The sequence below is a fragment of the Streptomyces sp. NPDC001450 genome (assembly GCF_053597295.1).
On the sequence record NZ_JBSFHY010000007.1, the window covers coordinates 205,338 to 227,614 of the forward strand.

Annotated in this window: 19 protein-coding genes and 2 pseudogenes; 11 read left to right on the top strand and 10 right to left on the bottom strand. The window is 71.6% G+C overall.

Annotation, left to right across the window (positions count from 1 at the left end; all coding sequences use genetic code 11):
* Together ACWC5O_RS10130 and ACWC5O_RS10135 are read right to left on the bottom strand one after the other, a co-directional pair.
* Complete coding sequence (locus tag ACWC5O_RS10130; RefSeq protein WP_450581218.1) at positions 1-1,059, bottom strand: hypothetical protein; 1,059 nt, start codon at positions 1,057-1,059, stop codon at positions 1-3.
* Between the two features lie 64 nt (positions 1,060-1,123).
* A complete protein-coding gene (locus tag ACWC5O_RS10135; RefSeq protein ID WP_450581594.1) occupies positions 1,124-2,266 on the bottom strand; it encodes a PP2C family protein-serine/threonine phosphatase in 1,143 nt (380 codons plus the stop codon).
* A gap of 165 nt (positions 2,267-2,431) precedes the next feature.
* Between ACWC5O_RS10135 and ACWC5O_RS10140 the strand changes: the two genes are divergently transcribed.
* The gene (locus ACWC5O_RS10140; RefSeq protein ID WP_450581219.1) at positions 2,432-2,878 is read left to right on the top strand and encodes a hypothetical protein; all 447 of its coding nucleotides are present in this window, start codon (positions 2,432-2,434) and stop codon (positions 2,876-2,878) included.
* Between the two features lie 231 nt (positions 2,879-3,109).
* Positions 3,110-4,060: a hypothetical protein gene (locus ACWC5O_RS10145; protein WP_450581220.1), complete on the top strand. Its 951-nt coding sequence runs from the start codon at positions 3,110-3,112 to the stop codon at positions 4,058-4,060.
* 509 nt (positions 4,061-4,569) lie between these two features.
* On the opposite strand, the gene ACWC5O_RS10150 is transcribed toward ACWC5O_RS10145, so the two are convergent.
* The gene (locus ACWC5O_RS10150; RefSeq protein WP_450581221.1) at positions 4,570-5,898 is read right to left on the bottom strand and encodes an aminotransferase-like domain-containing protein; all 1,329 of its coding nucleotides are present in this window, start codon (positions 5,896-5,898) and stop codon (positions 4,570-4,572) included.
* 89 nt (positions 5,899-5,987) lie between these two features.
* On the opposite strand from ACWC5O_RS10150, the gene ACWC5O_RS10155 reads away from it, so the two are divergent.
* The 5 genes from ACWC5O_RS10155 to metG all read left to right on the top strand — a co-directional run bounded on the left by ACWC5O_RS10155 (position 5,988) and on the right by metG (position 13,347).
* Complete coding sequence (locus tag ACWC5O_RS10155) at positions 5,988-6,776, top strand: alpha/beta fold hydrolase (RefSeq protein WP_450581222.1); 789 nt, start codon at positions 5,988-5,990, stop codon at positions 6,774-6,776.
* 9 nt (positions 6,777-6,785) lie between these two features.
* Entirely contained in the window at positions 6,786-7,745 is a 960-nt protein-coding gene (locus tag ACWC5O_RS10160) for an endonuclease/exonuclease/phosphatase family protein (protein ID WP_450581223.1), read from the top strand.
* Positions 7,746-7,783: 38 nt separating this feature from the next.
* Positions 7,784-9,730: an FUSC family protein gene (locus tag ACWC5O_RS10165; protein WP_450581224.1), complete on the top strand. Its 1,947-nt coding sequence runs from the start codon at positions 7,784-7,786 to the stop codon at positions 9,728-9,730.
* A gap of 122 nt (positions 9,731-9,852) precedes the next feature.
* Positions 9,853-11,484, top strand: coding sequence for a VWA domain-containing protein (locus tag ACWC5O_RS10170; RefSeq protein WP_450581225.1), 1,632 nt, complete (start codon positions 9,853-9,855; stop codon positions 11,482-11,484).
* Between the two features lie 147 nt (positions 11,485-11,631).
* Positions 11,632-13,347, top strand: coding sequence for a methionine--tRNA ligase (metG, locus tag ACWC5O_RS10175; protein ID WP_450581226.1), 1,716 nt, complete (start codon positions 11,632-11,634; stop codon positions 13,345-13,347).
* An 82-nt stretch (positions 13,348-13,429) separates the two neighbouring features.
* Here the strand turns inward: metG and ACWC5O_RS10180 are convergent, their stop codons facing one another.
* Both ACWC5O_RS10180 and ACWC5O_RS10185 read right to left on the bottom strand, forming a co-directional pair.
* On the bottom strand, positions 13,430-13,639 hold the full coding sequence (locus tag ACWC5O_RS10180; RefSeq protein ID WP_450581227.1) for a DUF397 domain-containing protein: 210 nt from the start codon (positions 13,637-13,639) through the stop codon (positions 13,430-13,432).
* Between the two features lie 61 nt (positions 13,640-13,700).
* Positions 13,701-13,793, bottom strand: a pseudogene (locus ACWC5O_RS10185) (transcriptional regulator); the annotation flags it as partial.
* Between the two features lie 163 nt (positions 13,794-13,956).
* Here ACWC5O_RS10185 and ACWC5O_RS10190 point away from each other — a divergent pair.
* On the top strand, positions 13,957-14,196 hold the full coding sequence (locus ACWC5O_RS10190; protein WP_450581228.1) for a hypothetical protein: 240 nt from the start codon (positions 13,957-13,959) through the stop codon (positions 14,194-14,196).
* Between the two features lie 435 nt (positions 14,197-14,631).
* On the opposite strand, the pseudogene ACWC5O_RS10195 reads toward ACWC5O_RS10190, so the two are convergent.
* Positions 14,632-15,980: pseudogene (locus ACWC5O_RS10195) on the bottom strand (pectate lyase family protein).
* A 94-nt stretch (positions 15,981-16,074) separates the two neighbouring features.
* Positions 16,075-16,422, bottom strand: a complete 348-nt coding sequence (locus ACWC5O_RS10200) for a DoxX family protein (protein WP_450581229.1) — start codon at positions 16,420-16,422, stop codon at positions 16,075-16,077.
* Between the two features lie 92 nt (positions 16,423-16,514).
* On the opposite strand from ACWC5O_RS10200, the gene ACWC5O_RS10205 reads away from it, so the two are divergent.
* A complete protein-coding gene (locus ACWC5O_RS10205) occupies positions 16,515-17,234 on the top strand; it encodes a nucleotidyl transferase AbiEii/AbiGii toxin family protein (protein ID WP_450581230.1) in 720 nt (239 codons plus the stop codon).
* Positions 17,235-17,242: 8 nt separating this feature from the next.
* On the opposite strand, the gene ACWC5O_RS10210 is transcribed toward ACWC5O_RS10205, so the two are convergent.
* Positions 17,243-17,557, bottom strand: a complete 315-nt coding sequence (locus tag ACWC5O_RS10210; RefSeq protein WP_450581231.1) for a hypothetical protein — start codon at positions 17,555-17,557, stop codon at positions 17,243-17,245.
* A gap of 461 nt (positions 17,558-18,018) precedes the next feature.
* Entirely contained in the window at positions 18,019-19,782 is a 1,764-nt protein-coding gene (aspS, locus tag ACWC5O_RS10215; RefSeq protein WP_450581232.1) for an aspartate--tRNA ligase, read from the bottom strand.
* Positions 19,783-20,041: 259 nt separating this feature from the next.
* On the opposite strand from aspS, the gene ACWC5O_RS10220 reads away from it, so the two are divergent.
* Positions 20,042-20,194 (top strand): hypothetical protein, encoded by a 153-nt coding sequence (locus tag ACWC5O_RS10220; RefSeq protein ID WP_450581233.1) that lies wholly within the window; start codon positions 20,042-20,044, stop codon positions 20,192-20,194.
* On the opposite strand, the gene ACWC5O_RS10225 is transcribed toward ACWC5O_RS10220, so the two are convergent.
* Positions 20,164-21,210, bottom strand: coding sequence for an AI-2E family transporter (locus ACWC5O_RS10225; protein WP_450581234.1), 1,047 nt, complete (start codon positions 21,208-21,210; stop codon positions 20,164-20,166). The two genes, ACWC5O_RS10220 and ACWC5O_RS10225, sit on opposite strands and share 31 nt — an antisense overlap.
* A 144-nt stretch (positions 21,211-21,354) precedes the next feature.
* On the opposite strand from ACWC5O_RS10225, the gene ACWC5O_RS10230 reads away from it, so the two are divergent.
* Positions 21,355-22,071, top strand: a complete 717-nt coding sequence (locus ACWC5O_RS10230) for a DUF5994 family protein (RefSeq protein WP_450581235.1) — start codon at positions 21,355-21,357, stop codon at positions 22,069-22,071.
* Positions 22,072-22,277 lie beyond the last annotated feature (206 nt).

Consider the following 22,277-nt stretch of genomic DNA (forward strand, 5'->3'; position numbering starts at 1 on the left):
CTACCGGGCCGACTGGAGCTGCCGCAGGTGCCGCTGGACATTCTCCAGCGCGCCCTGCCGGCGGCCCGGCACCCGAAGCCTCAACTCCGCGAGCGCGGGTCCGAGTTCACGGGCCCGCGCCGCGTCCTTGATGCACCCCCACTGGTGGTGGGCCCGGTCCACGGCCGCCTCCACGGCGAGCGCGTCCACCGCCTGCCCGGCAGCGAGCCGCACCCCCGCCACAGTCAGCCAGGCCCGGCAGCTGCGCACCGAGTCCCCCGCGAACATCGCCAGATCGGCCCGGACTTCGGCCCAGTGCAACGCCTCGTCGGAGGCGGGCCCGTAGCCACGCACGGCGGCCTGCTCATGCTGAGCGGCGAGCGCGTCGGCGTCGGCATGCCGCCCGGCCTGGACGGCGGCGCTGATGGCGGCGTGGGGATCGCCGCTCGGCCGGGGCTGAGCGGTGAGCAGGATGTTCGTCGCCGCCTCGTCCGCTGTCCGGGCCAACGCCTGTTGGTGCAACTGCTCCAGCGGCGGCCGGTGTCCACTGCGCAACAGCGTCGCCACCGCCTTCATGTACGACGGCTCGGCCAGGCCCCGCCGGCCGGAGGGGGGTGCGATGCGGCCGTACACCGCGCTGGTGCGGCCCGAGTCGAGCGGCCGCTGGGCGAGGTGCTGCCAGGTCTCGGCGTCCGCGTGCAGGTCGACGAAGAGTGCCGTGGACCCCGCGGAGCGCAGCCGCAGTTCCTCTCTGATCCAGTGCCACGGCAGTGCCGTGTACCGCACCGTGGCCGGGGTCGTGCGGGCCAGGGCCAGGTGGGGCTGGTGCTGGCGGCGGTCCAGGTGGAGTTGCCCGGTGATGTACACGGTGAGCGGGCCGGGCGCGGCCGCGGCGGCGCGCAGCCGGGTGAGGACGGCCTGCGGCTCCAGCGGGTCGGCGAGTTCGACCACGTTCGCGGTGTCGGTGCCGGACAGCACGGCAGGGGCGACCGCGGCCAGCACGGGCAGCACTGCGGCCGCGTCCACCAGGCGCCCCCGGCCCAGTGGCGAGGCCGCGAGCAGCAGCACGGTTCCGGGCATCGTCCCTCCCCTGTAGATCGCCCTACAGCCAGCACCGTAACCGCTGCTGCTGCAAAGGCGCGTCTCAGGACTGCAAACGTCCCCGTACGGGGTCTTCGCCCGCCCGCCGGACGGCGAAGACCGTGGTGTCGTCCTCCAGGCGGCCGCCGCTGTGCAGCAGCACGCCGTCACGGACCCGGCGGACCAGCCTCCGTGGCTCGGCCCGCCCCGGGTCGGCCTCGACCGCCCGGGCCACCTCCCGGGCCAGCGGGTAGAACTCCCCGGCGGCATCCCGCGCCTCGGTCACCCCGTCGGTCACCATGAGCAGGGTCTCCTCGCGCCCCAGCGGCACCCGGTGCAGCGGCGGGCATTCGGGCACGAGGTCACCGAAGCCGAGCGGCAGGCCGTCGCCGCTGGGCAGGGTGCGCACCCCGTGCGGTCCGACGGCGAGCGGGGGCTCGTGCCCGAGGTTGATCAGCTCGATCGTGTCCGGGGCGTCCTCGGGGAAGCCGAGCAGGACGGCCGTGGCGAAGCGGTCGCCGTCGTCCCCGCCGAGGGCGGTGGTGTGCCCGCGGTGCCGGACCATGCGCACCTCGAGCCGCTCGGCGACGGTCGCCAGGTCCGCCTCGTGGTAGCCGGCCTCCCGGAAGGTGCCGAGCAGCGCGGCCGCCGTCTCCACCGCGCCGAGGCCCTTGCCCTGCACGTCCCCGACGAGGACGCGGGTGCCGTGCGGGCCGGGCTGGATGTCGTAGAAGTCCCCGCCGACCCGCGCCTCGACGTCGGCGGCCAGGTACACACCCGCCTGCTCCAGGCCCGCCCAGACCGGCGGCAGCGGGCGCAGCACGGTGCGCCGGGTGGTCTCGGCGATGTCCCGGATGTGCAGCATCTGCCGTTCTCTGCGCACCCGCACGGCGGAGGCCAGCACGCCGAGGGCACCACCGAGGGCGACCAGGACGAAGTCGGCGAGTCCGGCCTGGTACGCGCCCGGCCAGAGGCTGTCCACGACGACGTACGTCACCAGCGACAGCACGGCGAAGGCGGCCGTCCCCCACACCCCGCAGAGCGCGGCGGCGATGCCGGGGATCAGGACGATCCAGGAGACGATCCGGAACCGCTCGGTGGTGTTGATGTCCACCAGCACGATGCCGACGAGCAGCAGCAGGGGCGGCACCCAGGCGATGCTCCGGCCCCGGACCCGCAGCAACTGCCGCCGGAGCCGGTACTCCATGTCCGTCACGGCCGGGCAGCCCTCCATGTCCGTCGGAGAAATTCAGCGAAACACGGGAACACAGGCGCCGCATCCGGGCACTCGTCACTCTTCCGGCCGACTTGCCAGGGCGTCCCCCCAGGTGTGCTCTGGTAGGCGGGGGCGAGGAGAGAGAGGAGTGCTCTCATGGCTCAAGCGGCACCCGCACCCGGTGGCATGACCCGGGTCGGTCGTACTCCCGACGTCTTCAGCGAGCGCACGCACGCGGTGGCGAAGATCGCCGTGCCGGTCGTGCTCGGGCTCATCTACGGGTACTGGGCCGCGGCCAACACCCGCTACGGCGGGCCCATCACCGGCTGGAACCTGCTGTTCGGCTTCGTGACGGCGATCGTGTTCGCGGCCGTCTGGATGGGTCTGGCGGCCCTGACCCCTCGGCTGCCGCGCGAGCTGCACGCGACGCTGTGGGCCGCCTTCACGGGCATCGCGGTCGGCTTCCTGTACAACCTGAGCGGCCGCGGCCACTCCGTCCTGGCGTCCGCGGGCCTGGGCGTGGCATTCGCCGTGGTCGTGTTCGGCGTGCTGTTCTACCGCTACTACACGCACGAGGACGCGGAGGGAAACCGCATCCGCTGAGCAGCCGAGTATGCGGGACGCGCGTGGGCCCCGGCCGGAGACCGGCCGGGGCCCACGCACTCCCCTGTAACTCCCTCCTCACCAGCACCAGGAAACACCCGTTCGGAGGAACCCTCCACCGGAGAGCGGATTGCCCTGCTCCGCCAGGCAGCGCGCCCGTTCGGCTTGACATTTCCCCCGAATGCAGTCGTACCGCTCGCCCCCCGGGCCCAGCGGGCCTTGCCTGGAAGCGTGCCCCCACGCCTCAGGAGCGCCCTGTCGGCCGTACTGATCGCCCTGTCCTGCCTCCTCGTGCCGTTCGGCGCGCTGGCGGCCTGGGCGTCGTACGGGCTCGCCGACACGGGCCGGTACGTCACCACGATGGCCCCGCTCGCCGCCGACCCGGACGTGCGGGAAGCCGTGGCCAAGACGGTCGGGGACGGCATCCTGCGCGAGGTGGACCAGCGGATGGACGTCCGCGGGGTACGCGGCTCGGTCGCCCCGTTCGTGCACGAAGCGGTGCGCTCCTTCACCCAGACCCGCGCCTTCCGGCTGGCCTGGGACACCGGCAACCGGGTCACGCACGACGCGATCCTGCGCGCCCTGCGCGCCGAGGACCCGGCCGAGGAGTCGGGCGAGCTCCCGGTCACGGTGGACCTCGCCCCCGTCACCGCCCAGGTCAAGCAGCAGCTCACCCACGACCACATTCCGCTCGCCGCCCGCATCCCGGTGGAGCACACCGCGGTCCCCGTGCTCCAGGCGGGCGAGGTGGGCCGGCTCAGAAAGGGATTCCACGTGCTCGAAGTCGCCGGCTTCTGGCTCCCCGTCGCGGCCGTCGTCTTCGCCGTCGCCGGAATCGCCCTGGCCGTCCACCGCCGCCGCGCCGTCGCGGCGACCGCGCTGGGCACGGCCCTGGGCGGCGCCCTCCTGATCCTCGCCCTCACCATCGGCCGCAGCCTCACCCTCGCCGGCCTCCCCGCCGACGTCCCCCACCCGGCCGCGGCCGCGATCTACGACGCACTGACCACCACCCTGCGCACCACGTCCTGGCTCCTCCTGGCGGTGGGCCTCACGGTGGCCCTGACAACCTGGCTCACCCGCCACCTACGCTTGCCCCGCGCGGGCGCTGCGGGACCGGCAAGGACCCGCAGCGCCCGCGCCAGCTCCCCCCTCCGAAGCCGACACGAGCCAGAGCGTCTCTGATCAGCTGAGCGATCCCGTGCGAGACATGGCGTCTGGCGCGGGTTCTGCCCACCTGGGTGGGGAAGCATGGGCGTGGAGATGGAATCCCGCGCCCAGTGCTGCTCCTCGTGGCCGGTGGCCGGTGATGGGTTTGCTGATCGTGGTCACGCCCTGGTGACGGTGGGCTGCGCGAGGCAGCCGGGTCCGGTCCGTTGGTGCGTGTCCCTCCGGACGCTGGCCGGCAGCACCGCACGGGCGGGCTGCCGGGGAGCGGCCAGCACCTGAGCCTTGCCGTCCAGGGCGGCATGGCGCCGCCAGATGAGGTATCGCCACGGACCCCAAAGGCGACACATGCGCCTGAACCATCATCGACGCCGAGCTGGCGGCTGCCGAGGCACACGAGCCGGAAGCCGCTGACGGCGAGGACGCCCCACGGGGGCGCCACCCACAGCCGACGACGAAAGCCGCACGAGTGGTGCGGGTAAGAATGAACCTGCCGAAGGCGAAGCCGAAGTGGCCCCGGCCCTTCGCTACCCACCCCGCGCAACCCCCGCAAGCACCCGCAACGCCCGCACCAGCTCGCCCTCCGCCGCCGACGCAAGCCCGACCCTCACGGCATCCGGCGTACGACTCGGATCCACGGAGAACGCCGTACCGGGGGTGACAGAGATCCCGTGAGCCCGCGCGGCCGCGGTGAAGGTGTCCGCCCGCCACCCCACAGGCAGCTCCCACCACGCGAAGTACCCCGCCGGATCAGCCCGCACGGCAAACCCCTCCAGCTCCTCGGCCACCACCCGCTGCCGCCGCCCCGCATCCCGCCGCTTCGCCTCGACCAACCGCGCAACACTTCCGTCCCCGATCCACCGCACGGCCGCCTCCAGGGCGAAGGAGCCCGCACTCCAGCCCCCGGACCGGACGGCCCGCGCCACCGCCTCGACCCGCCCGGCCGGTACGACGACGAACCCGACGGTCAGCCCCGGCGCGACCCGCTTGGACAGCCCGTCCACGAGATGCACGAGCCCCGGTGCGAGAGCGGCGAGCGGAGGTTCGCCACCCTGGTGCAGGAAGGACCAGATCCGGTCCTCCACCACCGGTGTCCCCAGGCTGTGGACGACCTCGGCCAGCCGGACCCGCCGCTCGGTGCTCAGGGTCAGCGAGGTCGGGTTGTGCAGGGTCGGCTGGAGATAGAGGGCGGACAGGGGAGCCGTGCGGTGAGCCGCCGCGACGGACTCCGCAAGGGGCCCCTCCTCGTCCGCCGCGAGCGGGACGAGGGTGATGCCGAGCCGCCCCGCGATCTCCTTGACCAGCGGATACGTCAACGGCTCGACACCGACCCGGCCGCCCGGCCGGACCAGGGAGGCGAGGGTGGCGGCGATGGCCTGGCGGGCGTTGCCGGTGAACAGGATCCGCTCGGGGTCGGGCCGCAGCCCACCGCCGGCCAGCAGCCCCGCGACCGCTTCCCTCGCCGCCGCGGTACCGGCGGCCGGGGCGGGCCGCAACGCCTCACCCAGCGCGTCCGGCCGCAGCAGGGGCGCGAGGGCCGGGGCCAGCAGCTCCGCCTGACCCGGCGCCGACGGGTAGTTGAGCTCCAGGTTCACGGGCGCGCCGCCCGCCGCCTCGGTCAGCGCGCGCCCCGGCTGCGCGTCCGGCGCGGTGGCCCGGACGAACGTACCGCGCCCGACCTCGCCGACCACCAGCCCACGGCTGACGAGTTCGGCGTACACCCGTCCGGCCGTCGACGCGGCGATCCCGTGCCGCCGGGCGAACGCCCGCTGCGGCGGCAGCCGCTGCCCCGGCCGGAGCCGGCCCCCGCTGATGTCGCCCGCGATCCGGTCGGCGATACGCCGGTAGTCGTCCACAAGCCCCCCTGCCGTACCGGCACATCGGATTGCACCGAGCGCAAAGATTTTATTGCACCGAGGAGTTGGGCGGACCTAGGGTCGATCACATGCCCCCCTTCCTCTCGTACGAGGACGAAAACCCCGGATTCTCCTCCCGGGTCCCCCTCGTCCTCGTCCACGGCCACCCCTTCGACCGCACGATGTGGACCCCGCAACTGGCCGCGTTCTCCGCCGGCCGCCGGGTGATCGCCCCCGACCTGCGCGGCTACGGCTCCTCCCCCGTGACCCCCGGCACCGTCCCGCTCGCCCGCCACGCCCAGGACATCGAGGAACTGCTGGACTTCCTGGGAGTGGACCCCTTCGTACTGGCCGGGCTGTCCATGGGCGGCCAGATCGCCATGGAGTGCTACGACCGCTTCGGCGACCGCGTCCGGGGCCTGGTCCTCGCCGACACCTTCCCCGACCCCGAGACGCCCGAGGGCAGGCGGGGCCGGAACGCCATGGCCGACCGGCTGCTCGCCGAGGGAATGCGCGGCTACGCCGACGAGGTGCTGGAGAAGATGGTCGCCCCGTACGCCGACCCCGAGGTCAAGGCCCACGTCCACCGCATGATGACGGCCACCGCCCCCGAGGGCGCCGCCGCCTCCCTGCGCGGCCGCGCCGAACGCCCTGACTACCGGCCCCTGTTGACCAGGGTGACCGTGCCCGCGCTGGTCGTCGTCGGCGCCGACGACACGTACACCCCGGTGGCGGACGCGGAGGCGATGCACGCCGCGCTCCCCGACTCCGTACTGCACGTCGTCGCGGGCGCGGCCCATATGCCGAACCTGGAGCGGGCCAAGGAGTTCAACGAGGTGTTGGGCAAATTCCTGACCGAGGTCGACTCGCACTCGTAATCTCGGGGAGTGACACGAAGCCCTGGGCGCGGACTCGGTTCCTGGTCGGCCGGACTGCTTCTCGCCGGGGTGAGCGTGGTCGTCGGCTGCCGGGTGGCCGACACCGACGGCATCACGCCCGTGCCGCAGCTGCTCGCCTTCCTGCCCTGGCTGCTCGTGCCGACCGGCGTCGGTCTGCTGTGCGCGCTGCTCGCCCGCTGGTGGCCGGGGCTGGTGTGGGGAGTCGTCGTACTGGGGCTGCTGGCCTGGTACCTGGAGCCGTACGGGAAGACCACGGAACCGGCCGGCCCGCCCCTCGCCTCCCTGCGCGTGCTGACCTCGAACGTCGAGTTCGGGCGCGGCACCCCCGCCCTGGTCCCGCAGATCCGCCGCCTGCGCCCCGACCTCGTCTTCGTCGAGGAGTGCGAGTACACCTGCCAGGCCACGCTGGAACGGGACTTCGCCCGCGCCTACCCCCACCGGCAGGCCGTGGCCGCGGGCAGCTCCCAGGGCTCGCTCATCCTGAGCCGCTTCCCGCTGAAGGGCACGGCCGGCGTCCCCGGCACGATGGGCATGCCCGGCGCCGTGGCCGACGTACGCGGCCACGCCGTCCGCGTCCAGCTCGCCCACCCCGCGCCCCCGCTCGTCCGCCAGGTGGGCCTCTGGCAGCGGGAACTGGGCCGGCTCCGCGCCTTCGCGGCAGCCGACCGCCACACGCCCACGATCCTCGCGGGCGACTTCAACGCCTCCCAGGACCACGCGGCCTTCCGCCGCGTCCTGGACGCCGGCCTGACCGACGCCGCCCGCCTCGCCGGCCACGACCGCACCCCCAGCTGGCCCTCCCGCACGTCCTCCGTCATCGGCGCCCAGATCGACCACGTCCTGCTCTCCACCCCGGACTTCTCCGCGACCGACGCCCGCTTCCTGCGCCTGACCGGCACCGACCACCGTGCACTCGTCGTCGGCATCACGCTCCACCAGCGCAAATGACCCCGGGCGGGCCGGAGCGAAGCGGTCATAATGGGCGCATGTCCCGCGAGTTCCCCATCAGCCTCGCCCCTCCCGACTGGCTGGTCCGGAACCTCCAACCTCACCCGGCACCCCTCAACTGGGCCGCGATGGCCCGGGCCGCAGTCGCGATGGCACTCCCGCTGGCGATCGGGCTCGCTGCCGGACAGCCGACGTACGGCGCGCTCGCCTCCATGGGCGCCCTGTCCGGCGTCATCAGCGACACCGCCGACGCCTACCGCATGCGCATCCTCAACATCGCGGTCCCCCAGCTCTTCGGCGCGGTGGGCGTCACCGTGGGCTCCCTGGTGTACGGCCAGGGGTGGTACGCGGTGGCCGCCGTCACCGGCGTCGCCCTGCTGTCCGGAATGATCTCGACGATCGGCGCGGTGTCCTCCGTGTCGGGACTGCTGCTGCTCCTGAACACCGTGATCGGCGCCGGACTTCCGCTCCCCGACCCCTGGTGGCTGCCCGCGGCGCTGATGGCCGGCGGCGGCCTGCTCGTCCTGGCCCTGGCGCTGCTCGCCTGGCCACTGCGGGCCGGGGTGCCGGAGCGCGCGTCGGTAGGGGCCGCGTACCGCAAGGTGGCCGACCTGCTGGCAGCCTGCGCCAACCCGGACCCCGACCGCTACACCACCGTCCGCTTCGAGGTCACCCAGTCCCTCAACCAGTCCTACGACCTCGTCCTCGCCCACCGCGCCCGCCACCACGGCCGCGGCCGCGAACTCACCCGGCTCCTCGCCCAGTTGAACGCGATCACACCCGTGGTCGAGGCGGCCCCCGCCGTCCACCTCGCCGGCCGCCCGCTCCCGCCGGAGGTCCCGGAGGCGGTCCGGCACCTGGCCGAGGCCATCGAGACCGGCTGCACCGGCCCGACAGCCCTGCCGCACCTGCCCACCCCCACCACGGAGACGGCCCGGGCCGTCGACCACGCCCTGCGCCACACGGCCGCGGTCGTCATGGCCCCCGACGTGGACCCCCGGGGCATCGACGACCGCCTGGGCCGCCCCGCCGCCCTGAGCATCCGCACGGCCCGCGCGGCCCGCAACGTGGTCCTCTCCGCGAACTCCTGGCGCTACGGCCTGCGCCTGGCTCTGTGCATCGGTATCGCGCAGGCCCTGGTCTCCCTCGTCCCCGTCCCGCGCTCCTACTGGGTGGCCCTGACCATCACCTTCGTCCTCAAGCCCGACTTCGGCTCGGTGTTCTCGCGGGCACTGCTGCGGGCACTGGGCACGGTGGCGGGCCTGGTGATCGCGGCGGCGGTACTGGCGGAGGTCCCACCAGGCTGGTGGGACGTCCCGGTGATGCTCGTACTCGCCCCTCTGATCCCGGCCCTGACCCCCAGGGGCTACGGCTACCAGACAGCGGCGATCACCCCGGTGATCCTCCTCCTCTCGAACATCCTGAACCACAAGGGCACGGCCCTCCTGCTCCCGCGCCTCCTGGACTCCCTCATGGGCTGCGCGATCGCCTTGATCGCCGGGTACCTCCTGTGGCCGGAGAGCTGGCACACCCGAGTCGGCGACCGTCTGGCGGACGCGGTCGCGGACACGGCGGTCTACGTCGAGGCGGCGTTCGGCCCGGACACCGACCCCGCCGCCCGCGCCCGCATGCGCCGCCGCCTCTACCGCGACCTCTCGACCATCCGCACGGAGTTCCAGCGGGCCCTGACGGAACCCCCACCGACCGGCCGCCGCGCGGCGGCCTGGTGGCCGCTGGTGGTCGCGGTCGAACGCATCGTCGACGCGACGACGGCGGCCCGAGTCCGGGTAAGACACGGAGCCCCGCCCCCATCACCAGCGGAAATCTCCCAGGTGTCCCAGCAACTGAGGGAGCTGTCGGACGGGGTACGGGAGGCGGAAACCCTTGTCGCAGTCCGCACCGGCCTCACGGGCCCGCCGGGCAGCGTCCTGGAACCTCTCCGCCAGGAGGTGGCGGCTGCGAGGGCGATCGCGTCGCCACACTGACACGCGGTCGAGACTCGGCTGAGACTCGCCCCTCCCCAAGATGGCAATCCCAGGCCGCTAACCTTACGTGTCCGTCCTGGCCAGGGTTTGACGGGCATCAACTCACGCGAAGGGTTGCGCACATGGGCATTCTCACTCTCCTGCGGAACGCATTCGGCCGGTCACGCAAAGCGCGGGCCGCCGAAGCAGAGGGTGCGGAACAGGTTCCTTCGCAGGAGCAGCAGCACCAGGAGCCGGCACCGATCCCCTCCCCGGCAACCGAGCCGACCCCCACCCCGACCCCCGAGATCCCCGAGCCCCGCTCGGCCTCGCCGGACGAGCACGATCTGGTCTCGGCAGCCTTCGACAACATCTCGGTCCCCAAGCCGGCAGAGCCGACGACGGCCCCTACCACCGAGACCACGACCGAGCCGGTTACGGAGCCGGTGGCGGAGCCCGAGCCGACGGCTGAGGTCGAGGCCGAGCCGGTGGCGGAGCCCGTCGCCGAGGCCGAGCCGGTGGCCGAGGCTGCTCCGGAGCCTGAGCCCGAGCCGGAGACCGAGCCCGAGCCGGAGACCGAGCCCGAGCCGGTGGCGGAGACGGCGGCCGAGCCGGAGACCGAGCCGGTGGCGGAGCCCGTCACCGAGGTCGAGCCCGTGGTGGAGACGGTGGCCGAGCCCGAGCCCGTCGTGGTGCCGGAGCCGGCCGCGGAGGCCACCCCTGAGCCCGAGCCGGTGATCGAGCCGGAGCCCGCCACCGAGACGGCACCGGAGCCCGAGCCCGTAGCAGAGGCCGCCCCGGCGGCTGAGCCCGAGCCGATCGCGGTGCCGGAGCCGGCCGCCGAGGTCACCCCGGAACCCGAGGCTGAGGCTGAGCCGGAGCCCGCCGTCGAGCCGGAGCCGCTGGCAGCCGAAGGCGAAGCCGAGGCGAAGGCCGCGAACGACGACTCGCAGGCCGCCGACGGCGAGGACGCCCCACAGGGGCCACTCGCACCCGACAACGAGACCCGCACGGGTGGTGCGGGTGGGAACGAGACCGCCGAAGGCGAAGCCGAGGCGGAACCGCAGCCCCAGCCGGAGGCACCCGCCGAGGCGGAACCGGCCAAGCTCGCCCCCGCAACCCCCCTCACCCGAGTCAAGTCCAGCACCCCCTCCCTCACCACCGCCTACAAGGCAGCCACCACCACCCTCAAGAAGACCGACCTCACCGGCACCCGAGCGAAGCTCTACCTCGTGCTCGACCGCTCCGCGAGCATGCGCCCGTACTACAAGGACGGCTCCGCCCAGGCCCTCGCCGACCAGACCCTCGCCCTCGCCGCCCACCTCGACCCCGAGGCCACGGTCCACGTCGTCTTCTTCTCCACTGAGGTCGACGGCACCACCGACCTCACCCTCACCCCGGACCACGAGACCAAGATCGACGACGTCCACGCCAGCCTCGGCCGCATGGGCCGTACCAGCTACCACGCCGCCGTGGAAGCCGTACTCACCCACCACGAGAAGACCGGGGACACCACCCCCGCCCTGGTGATCTTCCAGACGGACGGTGCCCCCGACGCGAAGACCCCGGCCACCCAGTCCCTCACCGAGGCCGCGAAGAACCACCCCTCCGTGTTCTTCTCCTTCGTCGCCTTCGGGGAGCACGACAACAAGGCCTTCGACTACCTCCGCAAACTGAAGACCGACAACACGTCCTTCTTCCACGCGGGCCCGACCCCGCGCGAGCTGACGGACACGGAGCTGTACGAGGGCGTACTGGCGAACTGGCGCCCGTAAGCGACCACAACCGGCCATAACGGAACATAGCTCTCCGCACCACCCATGCCGCCCGCTTCTCACCCCGTAAAACGGGAAGCGGGCGGCATACACACGTCGGCTACGATTTCAAGGTTCGTACCCGTAGCGACCTGGGAGCAGCCCCCGATGGCTCGACACCTCATCACCAGCGCCCTTCCGTACATCAACGGGATCAAGCACCTGGGCAACATGGTGGGGTCCATGCTCCCGGCGGACGTGTACTCCCGGTACCTCCGCCAGCGCGGCCACGACGTCCTGTACATCTGCGCGACCGACGAGCACGGCACCCCCGCCGAGCTGGCCGCCAAGGAGCAGGGCCTCCCGGTCGACGAGTTCTGCGCCCAGGCGCACGACGCGCAGAAGGCCGTCTACGACGGCTTCGCGCTGGCCTTCGACTACTTCGGCCGCAGCTCCAGCGCCGAGAACCGCGACATCACGCAGCACTTCGCCCGCAAGCTGAACGAGAACGGCTTCATCGAAGAGCGCGCGATCCGCCAGGTGTACTCGCCCACCGACGGCCGCTTCCTGCCGGACCGCTACGTCGAGGGCACCTGCCCCCACTGCGGCTACGACAAGGCCCGCGGCGACCAGTGCGAGAACTGCACCCGCGTCCTCGACCCGACGGACCTGATCAACCCCCGCTCGGCGATCTCGGGCTCCACGGACCTGGAGGTCCGTGAGACCAAGCACCTCTTCCTCCTCCAGTCCAAGCTGGAGAACGAGGTCCGCGAGTGGGTCGCCCGGCACGACAAGGACTGGCCGCAGCTGGCCTCCTCCATCGCCCACAAGTGGCTGACCGAGGGCCTGCACGACCGCGCGATCACCCGCGACCTGGACTGGGGCGTCCCGGTCCCGGCGGACACCTGGCCGGAGCTGGCGGCCGAGGGCAAGGTCTTCTACGTCTGGTTCGACGCCCCGATCGAGTACCTCGGCGCGACCAAGGAGTGGTCCGACCAGGACCCGGAGAACCGCGACTGGAAGTCCTGGTGGTACGACGTCGACACCGACGTCCGCTACACGCAGTTCATGGCCAAGGACAACGTCCCGTTCCACACGGTGATGTTCCCGGCCACCGAGCTGGGCGTGCGCGAGCCCTGGAAGAAGGTCGACTTCGTCAAGGCCTTCAACTGGCTGACGTACTACGGCGGCAAGTTCTCCACCTCGCAGAAGCGGGGCGTCTTCACCGACCAGGCCCTGGAGATCCTCCCCGCCGACTACTGGCGCTACTTCCTGATCGCCAACGCGCCCGAGTCCGACGACTCGTCCTTCACGTGGGAGCACTTCACGGCCACGGTCAACAAGGACCTGGCCGACACCCTCGGCAACTTCGTCAACCGTGTCCTGTCCTTCTCCCGCAAGCGCTTCGGCGACGACGTCCCCGCGGGCGGCGAACCGGGTGAGGCGGAGACGCGGCTCGGCGAGGAGATCGCGCGCCTGCTCGCGGAGTACGAGGAGCACATGGAGGCCCTCCAGTTCCGCAAGGCGGCCGCCGCGCTGCGCGCCCTGTGGTCGGCCGGCAACTCCTACCTGGAGGAGAAGGCCCCCTGGCTGGAGATCAAGACCGACAAGGACGGCGCGGCCCTCACCCTGCGCACGGCGATGAACCTCATCCACCTCTACTCGGTGGTCTCCGAGCCCTTCATCCCGGCGACGGCGAAGACCATGCGGGAGGCGTTCTCCCTGCAGGACGACACCGCGACCTGGGCCACCCCGGAGACGGCGAAGTCCCTCACCTCCGTCCCGGCCGGCACCCCCTTCACGGTCCCGCCGGTCCTGTTCGCCAAGCTGACGGACGAGGACCTGGAGACCTACAAGGAGCGCTTCGGCGGCGAGCCGGCGTAACACCGGACAGACGAACGCAGGCCCGGTGGTGCCCCACGGCACCACCGGAGTGGCCCGGCCCGGCCACCCGAGCAGCGCGGGGTCAGCTTCCCGACGCGTAGGTCACGAAGTCCGCCCACGCTTCCGGCGCGAGCGCGAGCTGCGGCCCTCCTATGTTCTTGGAGTCGCGGACGTGCACCGCACCGGAGGCGGCGGCGACCTCGATGCAGTCGTTGCCGTCACCACTGCTGCTGTAGCTGCTCTTGAACCAAGCCAGTGCGGCGGTGTCCCGGTTGGCAGGAGTGCCGATCATGTTTCTCCCAGCATCTGCTCGACAAGGGCCCGTGACTCTCGGGGCGTGAGTGCCTGGGCGCGGACCTCTCGAAGATCGAACGGCGAGCCAGCCGCGCGGCCACCATGCGCTCCGTCTCCTCGTCCGAGTAGGCAGGAAGCCACGCGTCGAAGAGGTCCGTCGCTCCAAGCCCGGCCGGATACCCTGGCGGGGGCACTCCTGGAGGACACCATGAGCACAATGGCCGACCACGACGCGAGCTGATCCCCCGCCCCGAGCTGACCCCAGATGCTCTCCGCGCGGCCCTCGCCGTCGTTGCTCCCGGGCGTCTGGACGAGATGCAGGCCACGAAGGACGACGCCTTCGCCAAAGCCGTCGAGTGGCAGTCTCTGAGCCCCGTGCAGAGCTGGGTCCTCATCTGGGCCACGGATATCGAGATCGCCCGCCGCCCCGACCTGTCCTCCCGCTTCGCTCGGGCGCAGAGCACGCTGGAAGACGAGGACCCTGCCACCTCTCAGGAAGCTCTGCGGGAGCTGAGCGCCGTCCTGGACGAAGCCATGAAGGCAGTACGCGGTTGAGCTGGAAGTGGGAGTACGCCTTCGGTGCGGAGGAAGCCGCCCGCACCGCGCCGGCCGACTTCCTCACCGGTGTGGAGAGGAAAGCGGACGAGCTGGTCAGAGCCGCGAAGCCGTCCACATCCACGGCCGGGCCCACGAGGGCATCGACCCGAAGGGCGGCGACATCATCGTCCCCGGGGCATGTTCACGTACCAGGTCGTCGTACGCAGCGCACGCGTCTACGTCGTTCAGATCACTTACCTGAGCTTCTGAAAGCACAGTCCACGACGCTGACGGGCCTCCGATAGGACGCCGGCGCGATCGCCGGACTCACCGCCTACCGCCACCTCCGACGCAGAGGTCATCGATCTCGGCGGACACCTCGCCCTGAGCATGAGGCAAAGGGCCCGGGAAGAGTGCCGTGTCGAGTCACCGCTCCCCCAGGCCCTCGGTGGTTCAGCTCGCGGTAAGCACCCCGGCGCCGGTCGTCGTCGCCAGCTCGGTCGGCAGGTTCTTCGCGGACGTCTCCAGACCCGCGGTGAGCGTCGGCGTCAGTTCACCGTCGTCCTGATCTTCTTCGACGAGGCGGCGTTGTACGCGGCGACGAGGTCGGTCACCGTCCCGTTGACGAGGTTGCCGCCGCCCGCGACGGACCCCGTGCCGTCGCCGCTCAGCAGCTTGGAGACCTTGCCGCCGCTCGGCACCTTCCAGTAGTTGTCCTCGGCGACGACCTGGGCCTTGGCACGGGAGTTGATGCTGTACAGCGGGGCGTACCCGTCGAGGGTCGTCGTGTCGTAGACGTTGTTGTACACGTGGATCTGGCCGATGCGGGCGAGCGGCGCCCGCTGCACGATGCCCTTCCACAGGTTGTGGTGGATGGAGACGCGGAGCTTGCCGGTGCTGTCCGTGTCGCTGCTGCCGATCAGCATCGTCTTGTCGTGGTCGACGAACCGGTTGCGCTCGACGGTGACCAGGTCGGAGCCCTTGGTGATGTCGAGGGCGCCGTCGTGGATCTGGTACTCGCGGCCGTAGTACCTGGGGTTGGCGCTGTCGAGGTGGGGCGCGTCGGTGAACGTGTTGTGATCCGCCCACACATGGCCGGCCCCGCGCAGGGTCACGGCGTCGTAGGCGGAGTTCCAGTTGCCGTCGTCCCCGTCGGTCGGGTCCCACTGCGGGAAGCAGTCCTCGGTGGCGGAGAAGGCGAGGTTGCGGACGATGACGTTGTCGACGTCCTTCACCTGGAGGCTGCCGCCGGTGATCCCGGCGTTCGTCCCGGGCACGCCCACGACGCTGGTGTTGGCGGGCACCTTGAAGACGATGTTCTTCGCCTGCTTGGCCTGGGCGGCGGCGCGGGCCTTCTCCTGCGTGCCGGAGGGCAGCTTGGAGCGGCCGTAGGTGGAGGGGTCGTACGCCTTCAGGTAGGCGGAGAGCGAGTAGCCGGTCCCCGCCGCGTAATCGGCGCAGGACAGCTTCTTCCCGCTGTCGTCGGTGTTGGCGTCGATGGTGCCCTTGATCTTGATGATCCGGGGCGTGGTGTCGGAGGCCGACCCCAGCGCCTTCACGAGCTGCGCCCTGGTGGAGACGGTGAAGGTGTGCGCGGAGTCGGCCTTCGCGCCGCCGGTGGTACCCGTGCCGGAGGCGGCCCAGCCGTCCTTGGCGGGCAGCGTCTGGTGGTAGAGGTCGGCGGCGGTGGCGTTCGCGTTCATCACGAACACACCGGCGCCGACACCCGCGGCCACGACGGCGGCGGACACGGCGAGGGCGCGCCTCTTACGGAGGGACCGGCGGTGGGAGGGAGCTGCCACGGAGGAGTCCTTAGGGACTGCTGAAGATGCCTTACGACCCCTCAGTGGCCGCCGCTCCCGGGAAAGTTGCCGCTCCGCACACATCTCCTTCCGGCTAGGCCAGGTACCCGAGCACCAGCGCACCGACCACGGGCGCGGCGTAGACGAGCGGAAACGGAACGTGCGAGTACCACCGGGCCCGGGCCACGGTCACGGCGGCGCCGAGGAAGTACACCACCAGCCCGACCCCCGCCGACACCCCGACGACCGGCACGAACAACCCCACCACCAGCCCCACGGCCCCGGCGGCCTTGGCCACCCCCAGCGAGGTCCACCACCCCCGCGGCACCCGGTAGTCGGTGAGCGCCTGCACGATCCACTGTGCCCGCATGAGCAGCACGGTCCCGGAGAACCCGGCCATCAGCGCGGCGAGCAGGGTGACGACGACGTACGCGATACGCATGAGAGGCTCCCAACGAGCGATCACTGAGTGACGGACACCCCTCTGACCCGCGTCGTCGCGCGCATGTGACAGGAAGCCAGAAAAATCTTCCCGTGAACATTCCCGAACCCCACCGCCGGCTCCTCGCGGACGTCGTCTCCGTCGGCAGCCCCTACGTTCTCGTGCTCGCCGGCGGTTACGCCCTGCAGGCGCACGGGCTGCTGGAGCGGCCGCATGCCAACCTCGACTTCGCCACCGAGAGTGCCGAGGCCATGGACCGGATCGCCGGTGCCGTGGGTGCGGCGCTGGAGGCGCGGGGGCGGCCGGTGCGGGCCGGGGCCGTCACCGCGCTCACCGCGCAGCTGACCGTCACGGACCCGCCGACCGGTGAGCCGTGCGTGCTCGCGCTGCACAAGGAGGCCTTCTGGCAGCCTCCGGTGCTGACCGAGTACGGCCCGGCCCTCTCCCTGGAGGACGCCGTCGGTACGAAGATCCGCGCCCTGTACGACCGGGGCGCCGCCGTCGACCTGATCGACGCCCAGGCGGCGGCGACCCGCTTCTCCCTCCCCGATCTGGAAGAACTGGGCCGCCGGCACGCCCACGACCCCTTCGACCTGCCCACCCTCCAGTCCCGCCTCACCGGCACGGACTGGTACGCGGATGCGGACTTCGTCCGGTACGGGCTGACCGAACCGCAGGTCACCGCCGTGCGCGCCTGGGCCCAGCACTGGTCCGACGACATCGCCGAGCGGCTGCTGGAGGACGGTGCCTCACCCGACACGGAGAACGGCATGGAGCACGACCCGGAGGGTGAGCAGGACGGTGACGGCTGACGTGGGCGTCAGCTGCCGCTGTTCGTCTCGTCCGGGGCCACACCCAGGGTGAGACGGGCGCGCACGCCCCGCGCGATGTGCTTCTTGTCGTACTTCAGATACAGCAGCCCGCCCGCGTGGCCGTTGCCCGGGTAGATCGTGTCCGTGTCGAGGGTGGTGCGGGTCGTGGTGTCGGCAGTGGGCTCCTGGTTCCCGCCGCCCGGGATGCCGGAAGGCGGCGCGCCCGTGGGTGTACTGGTCGGCGGAGCCGCTCGGGAACATCGGAAAGAGCTGTCACCTTCTCGGCCGTGAACGACCGAGCTTGTCTGCCCGCTCGTTCGCACCTCGTCGCGCTCCCGACTGCCCCCTACGGCAGGGCGGTCACGGGTCGCATCTCCCCACTGTTCCGAGCCTGTTCAGGCCAGGGCGGGGACGGGCATGGTGACGAATGCCCACGCCGAGCGTGCACGGTCGCGCACGTTGACCCCGGCGACGACATCGGCGGGTCCAGCGAGGCCGCACCGACGACAGGAAAAGTGGTCTTGCCTAGAAGCCCGGCCTTGGCCTGCGCGGCCAGCGTGCTGTAGGCGTCCACGACCTTCTTGAGCGACAGTCCGGATGGGTGTTCGCATTGATCCGGCTTCGCCGCTGGCAGCGGCGGGCGCTCCGCGCCGCCAGGGCGGGAGACGTATCCTCCCCGGCGTGAACGCCGGGGCCTCCTCGCCAGAAACATATGAATCAAGGTGCGCAAGCGGAAGGGCCCGAAACCGACACCGGTCCCGAGCCCTTTCTTGCTGCTTGTGCCTTACTTCGGCTGCGGCTTCCTGATGTTCAGGTGCAGCTCCCGCAGGCGGGTCTCGTCCAGCTCGGTCGGGGCGCCCATCATCAGGTCCTGGGCGTTGCCGTTGAGCGGGAAGGCGATCGTCTCGCGGATGTTGGGCTCGTCGGCGAGGAGCATGACGATACGGTCCACGCCCGGGGCGATGCCGCCGTGCGGCGGGGCGCCGAAGCGGAAGGCGCGGAGCATGCCCGCGAACTTCTCCTCGACGGTCTCACGGTCGTAGCCCGCGATCTCGAAGGCCTTGAGCATGATCTCCGGCTCGTGGTTCCGGATTGCGCCGGAGGACAGCTCGACGCCGTTGCAGACGATGTCGTACTGCCAGCCGAGGATGTCCAGCGGGTCCTGGGTCTCCAGGGCCTCCAGGCCGCCCTGCGGCATCGAGAAGGGGTTGTGCGAGAAGTCGATCGCGCCGGTGTCCTCGTCCTTCTCGTACATCGGGAAGTCGACGATCCAGCAGAAGCGGAAGACGCCCTCCTCGAAGTGGCCGGCGCGACGGGCCGCCTCGACGCGGACCGCGCCCATGATCTTGGAGACCTCGTCGAACTCACCCGCGCCGAAGAAGACCGCGTGGCCGGGGGCCAGGGAGAGCCGCTTGGTCAGCTCCGCGACGTTGTCCTCGGTCAGGAACTTCGCGATCGGGCCGGACAGCGAGCCGTCCTCGGCCACGCGCACCCAGGCCAGGCCCTTGGCGCCCTGCTCGACCGCGTACTCACCGAGCTGGTCGAAGAACTTGCGGGGCTGCGCGGAGACGTCCGGCACCGGCAGCGCGCGCACGTGCTTGCCCGCGAAGGCCTTGAACTCCGAGCCCTCGAAGACGTCGGTGATGTCCACCAGCTCCAGCTTGGCGCGCAGGTCCGGCTTGTCGGAGCCGTACTTCAGCATCGCCTCGCGGAACGGGACGCGCGGGAAGGGGGAGGTGACGTGACGGCCGCCCCCGAACTCCTCGAAGAGTTCCGTCATCAGCTTCTCGACCGGCTGGAAGACGTCCTCCTGCTCGACGAAGGACATCTCGATGTCGAGCTGGTAGAACTCGCCCGGCGAGCGGTCCGCGCGGGCGTCCTCGTCGCGGAAGCAGGGCGCGATCTGGAAGTAGCGGTCGAAGCCGGAGATCATCAGCAGCTGCTTGAACTGCTGCGGGGCCTGCGGCAGCGCGTAGAACTTGCCCGGGTGCACACGGGAGGGGACCACGTAGTCGCGGGCGCCCTCGGGGGAGGTGGCGGACAGGATCGGCGTCGCCATCTCGTTGAAGCCCATCGCCGCCATCTTGTGCCGCATCGCGGAGATCACGGCCGTACGCAGCATGATGTTGCGGTGCATGCGCTCGCGGCGCAGGTCCAGGAAGCGGTACTCCAGGCGCCGCTCCTCGTTGACCCCGTCCTCGGCGTTGATCGTGAAGGGCAGCGGGGCGGCCGCGCCGAGCAGCTCGACCTCGGCGACCTCGACCTCGATCTCGCCGGTGGGCAGGTCGGCGTTCACGTTCTCGGTTCCACGTGAAACAACCTGGCCGTCGACGCGGACCGAGGACTCCTTGGAGATCTTGTCCAGGGCTTCGTAGGCGGGCGTGCCGGGACGGGCCACCAGCTGCGTGATGCCGTAGTGGTCGCGCAGATCGATGAAGAGGATGCCGCCCAGGTCGCGCCGATTGTGCAGCCAGCCACTCAGCCGGACGTCGGTGCCGACGTCAGAGGCGCGGAGCTGGCCGCAGGTGTGGGACCTGTACCGATGCATCGTCGTTCATCGTCCTTCGTGGTGGGGTGATGAGAGCCGGGGCTGCCGCTCCGGCGGGAGCCGGACACGGGGCCCGGACCCATCAAGGGTACCGGCCAGGCCAAGATCGGCTGCCCACGATTTTCTCCCGCCCGCCCACCCGCTCCCCCGCGGGCCCGGCATCGGCTCCGGACCGTCGGCGACCCCTCCGGCAGCGACGCCCACCCATCGGATCTTCCTACAGTGACATCCATCCGGACGATCTTCCTGAAACAGGGCAGTGCGCACCGGGGTGGTGCAGCCGGCGGTGGCCGAGGGCACGCTGGCCGAGGTCAGCGGGGAGCCGGGCGGGCGCCGGCTGCGCGGGGAGGTCACGGACGCCGGCGACGACCTCCCGGAGCTCTACGGGTCCGACGGTTCGGGCGCGCCGTAACGCGTGCGCAGTTCGTGGAAGACGGCGAAGGCGGCGGCGGTCAGGGGCACCGCCAGGAGCATGCCGAGGATGCCCGCGACGGACGCGCCAGCGGTGATCGCCAGCATCACCACCGCGGGATGCATCTGCACGGTCCGGCTCTGGATCACCGGCTGGAGCACATGCCCTTCCAGCACCTGCACCGCGACCACGACCCCGAGCGCCCACAGCGCGATGACGAAGCCGCGGTCGGCGAGGGCGACCAGCACGGAGACCGCGCCGGAGAGGAAGGCGCCGAGGTAGGGGATGTAGGCGGTGACGAAGACGAGCGCGGCGAGGCCCACCGCGCCGGGCACGCGGAGGATCAGCAGGCCGATGCCGATGAGGGTCGCGTCGATGAGCGCGATGACCGTGGTGCCGCGCATGAACCCCTCGACGGCCTCGTAGGCGCGCCGCGCCATGGCCTCCAGGGTGTCGGCGGTGTCCCCGGGCGCGACGGCCCGCAGGTTGTCGACGACGCGGTGGGAGTCGCGCAGGAAGAAGAAGACGAGCAGCAGCGCGAGAACGGCGATGGCGAGGCTCTCGCCGACGACACTGACCCCGCTGATGACGTTGGAGGCCGCCGTCCCCCCGAACTTGCCGAGCAGCTTGCGCGCGTTGGCGGCGAGGTCGTCGAGCCCGGTACCCGCGCCTCCGAAGTGCTGCGCCACGGACCTGGCGGCTTGCCGGAGGGAGGCGATGATCTGGTCGCCGGTGTCGATGAGGGCGGCGACGACGATATAGACGGCGCCACCGACGACGGCCACGACGGCCACACAGGTCACCCCGGCCGCGAGCGACCGCTGCACCCCCGCGGCCACGAGTCTGCGGTGCAGGGGTCCGAGCAGGGCGGTCCCGAGCAGGGCGAGCAGCACCGGGGTGACCGCGGTCCTGAACTCCCCGCACAGCCGCACCCCGACCCACCCGACACCGGCGACGAGCAGCAGCACGACACACCAGGCGGCGAGCCGGCGAACGGGCTCGGGCAGCAACGACACGCTTCCAGCGGATCATGGAGGACCACGGCTGTCCTGCCGCGGGACTCCGCGCGGGTGAGGCCGGCCGGGAGGCACGGGCATCGACAGCCTGCTTCACCGAATGCGGCGTCGTCTCCGCAACCGCCCCGGCGTGTGCGGAGTACCGTGGACAACACCGAGAGCATTTCGCACACCGGCTTCCACGCCGGGTCGTTCTCGGCGAGAGATGAAACCCGGGTCGCCGCGAAGGCGGCCCGGAGACGGGTCCGCATCATGTCGGCGACCTTGCACCAACTCCTGCCACACCACGAGCCCGTCGCAGCCCCGGCCGCGCGTCTCGCGCTGAAGACCGACGGCACGTCCCGTGGACTCCTGGACGGTGCCTGGTGGCCCCGCTCCCGGGATCTGCCGAGCGAGCTGCCCGCACTGATTGAAGTGCTGGACCCCTTGTGGGGCCGCATCACCCGCATCGCCGTCAACCCGAAGTACTGGCCGGTCATCCCGCACGAGATTCCCGTGGGCGGTCACGTCGTCAAGGTCGGCTGGTTCACCCCGGAGATCGACCCGCACAAGCTGCTGCTGCTCTCCTACGGCACCGGCCGCTGGGATCTGCTGGTCATCCCACCCGAGACCGGGGCGGAGTCGGCGGCCCGCCTGATGGCGGCCGCGTCCGACTACGACGGTCCGCCGCTGACCGCAAGCGCCCTCCTCGCCGCGGACAAGACCCGGCACGTCGTCTCCGCCGCCGACCGGCCACTCGAACCGGACGAGGCAGGCAAGTACGAGGGCGGCCCCTCCTCTGCGGCCGCTCCGGCACGGACCGGTCGCGTCAGTCGCCCGACCGCCACTGTCCAAGTCGCCGACCGTCGGCGAACGACGTGACCACCGTGACGGGGGCCGTGGCCGCTTCCCACCGCGCCGCCGCCGCGACCGCACCACTCACCACGGGTGACGAGGCGATGTCCCCGGCCCCACGCACCGACCGTCGGCGCGGCCCGTACCGACGGGATTCGGCCCTGCCTCACGAACCGACGCAGGCACATGCAGGGATCTCGACCGGCGGGTCCCCGCCCCACGTGGTCCTCGTC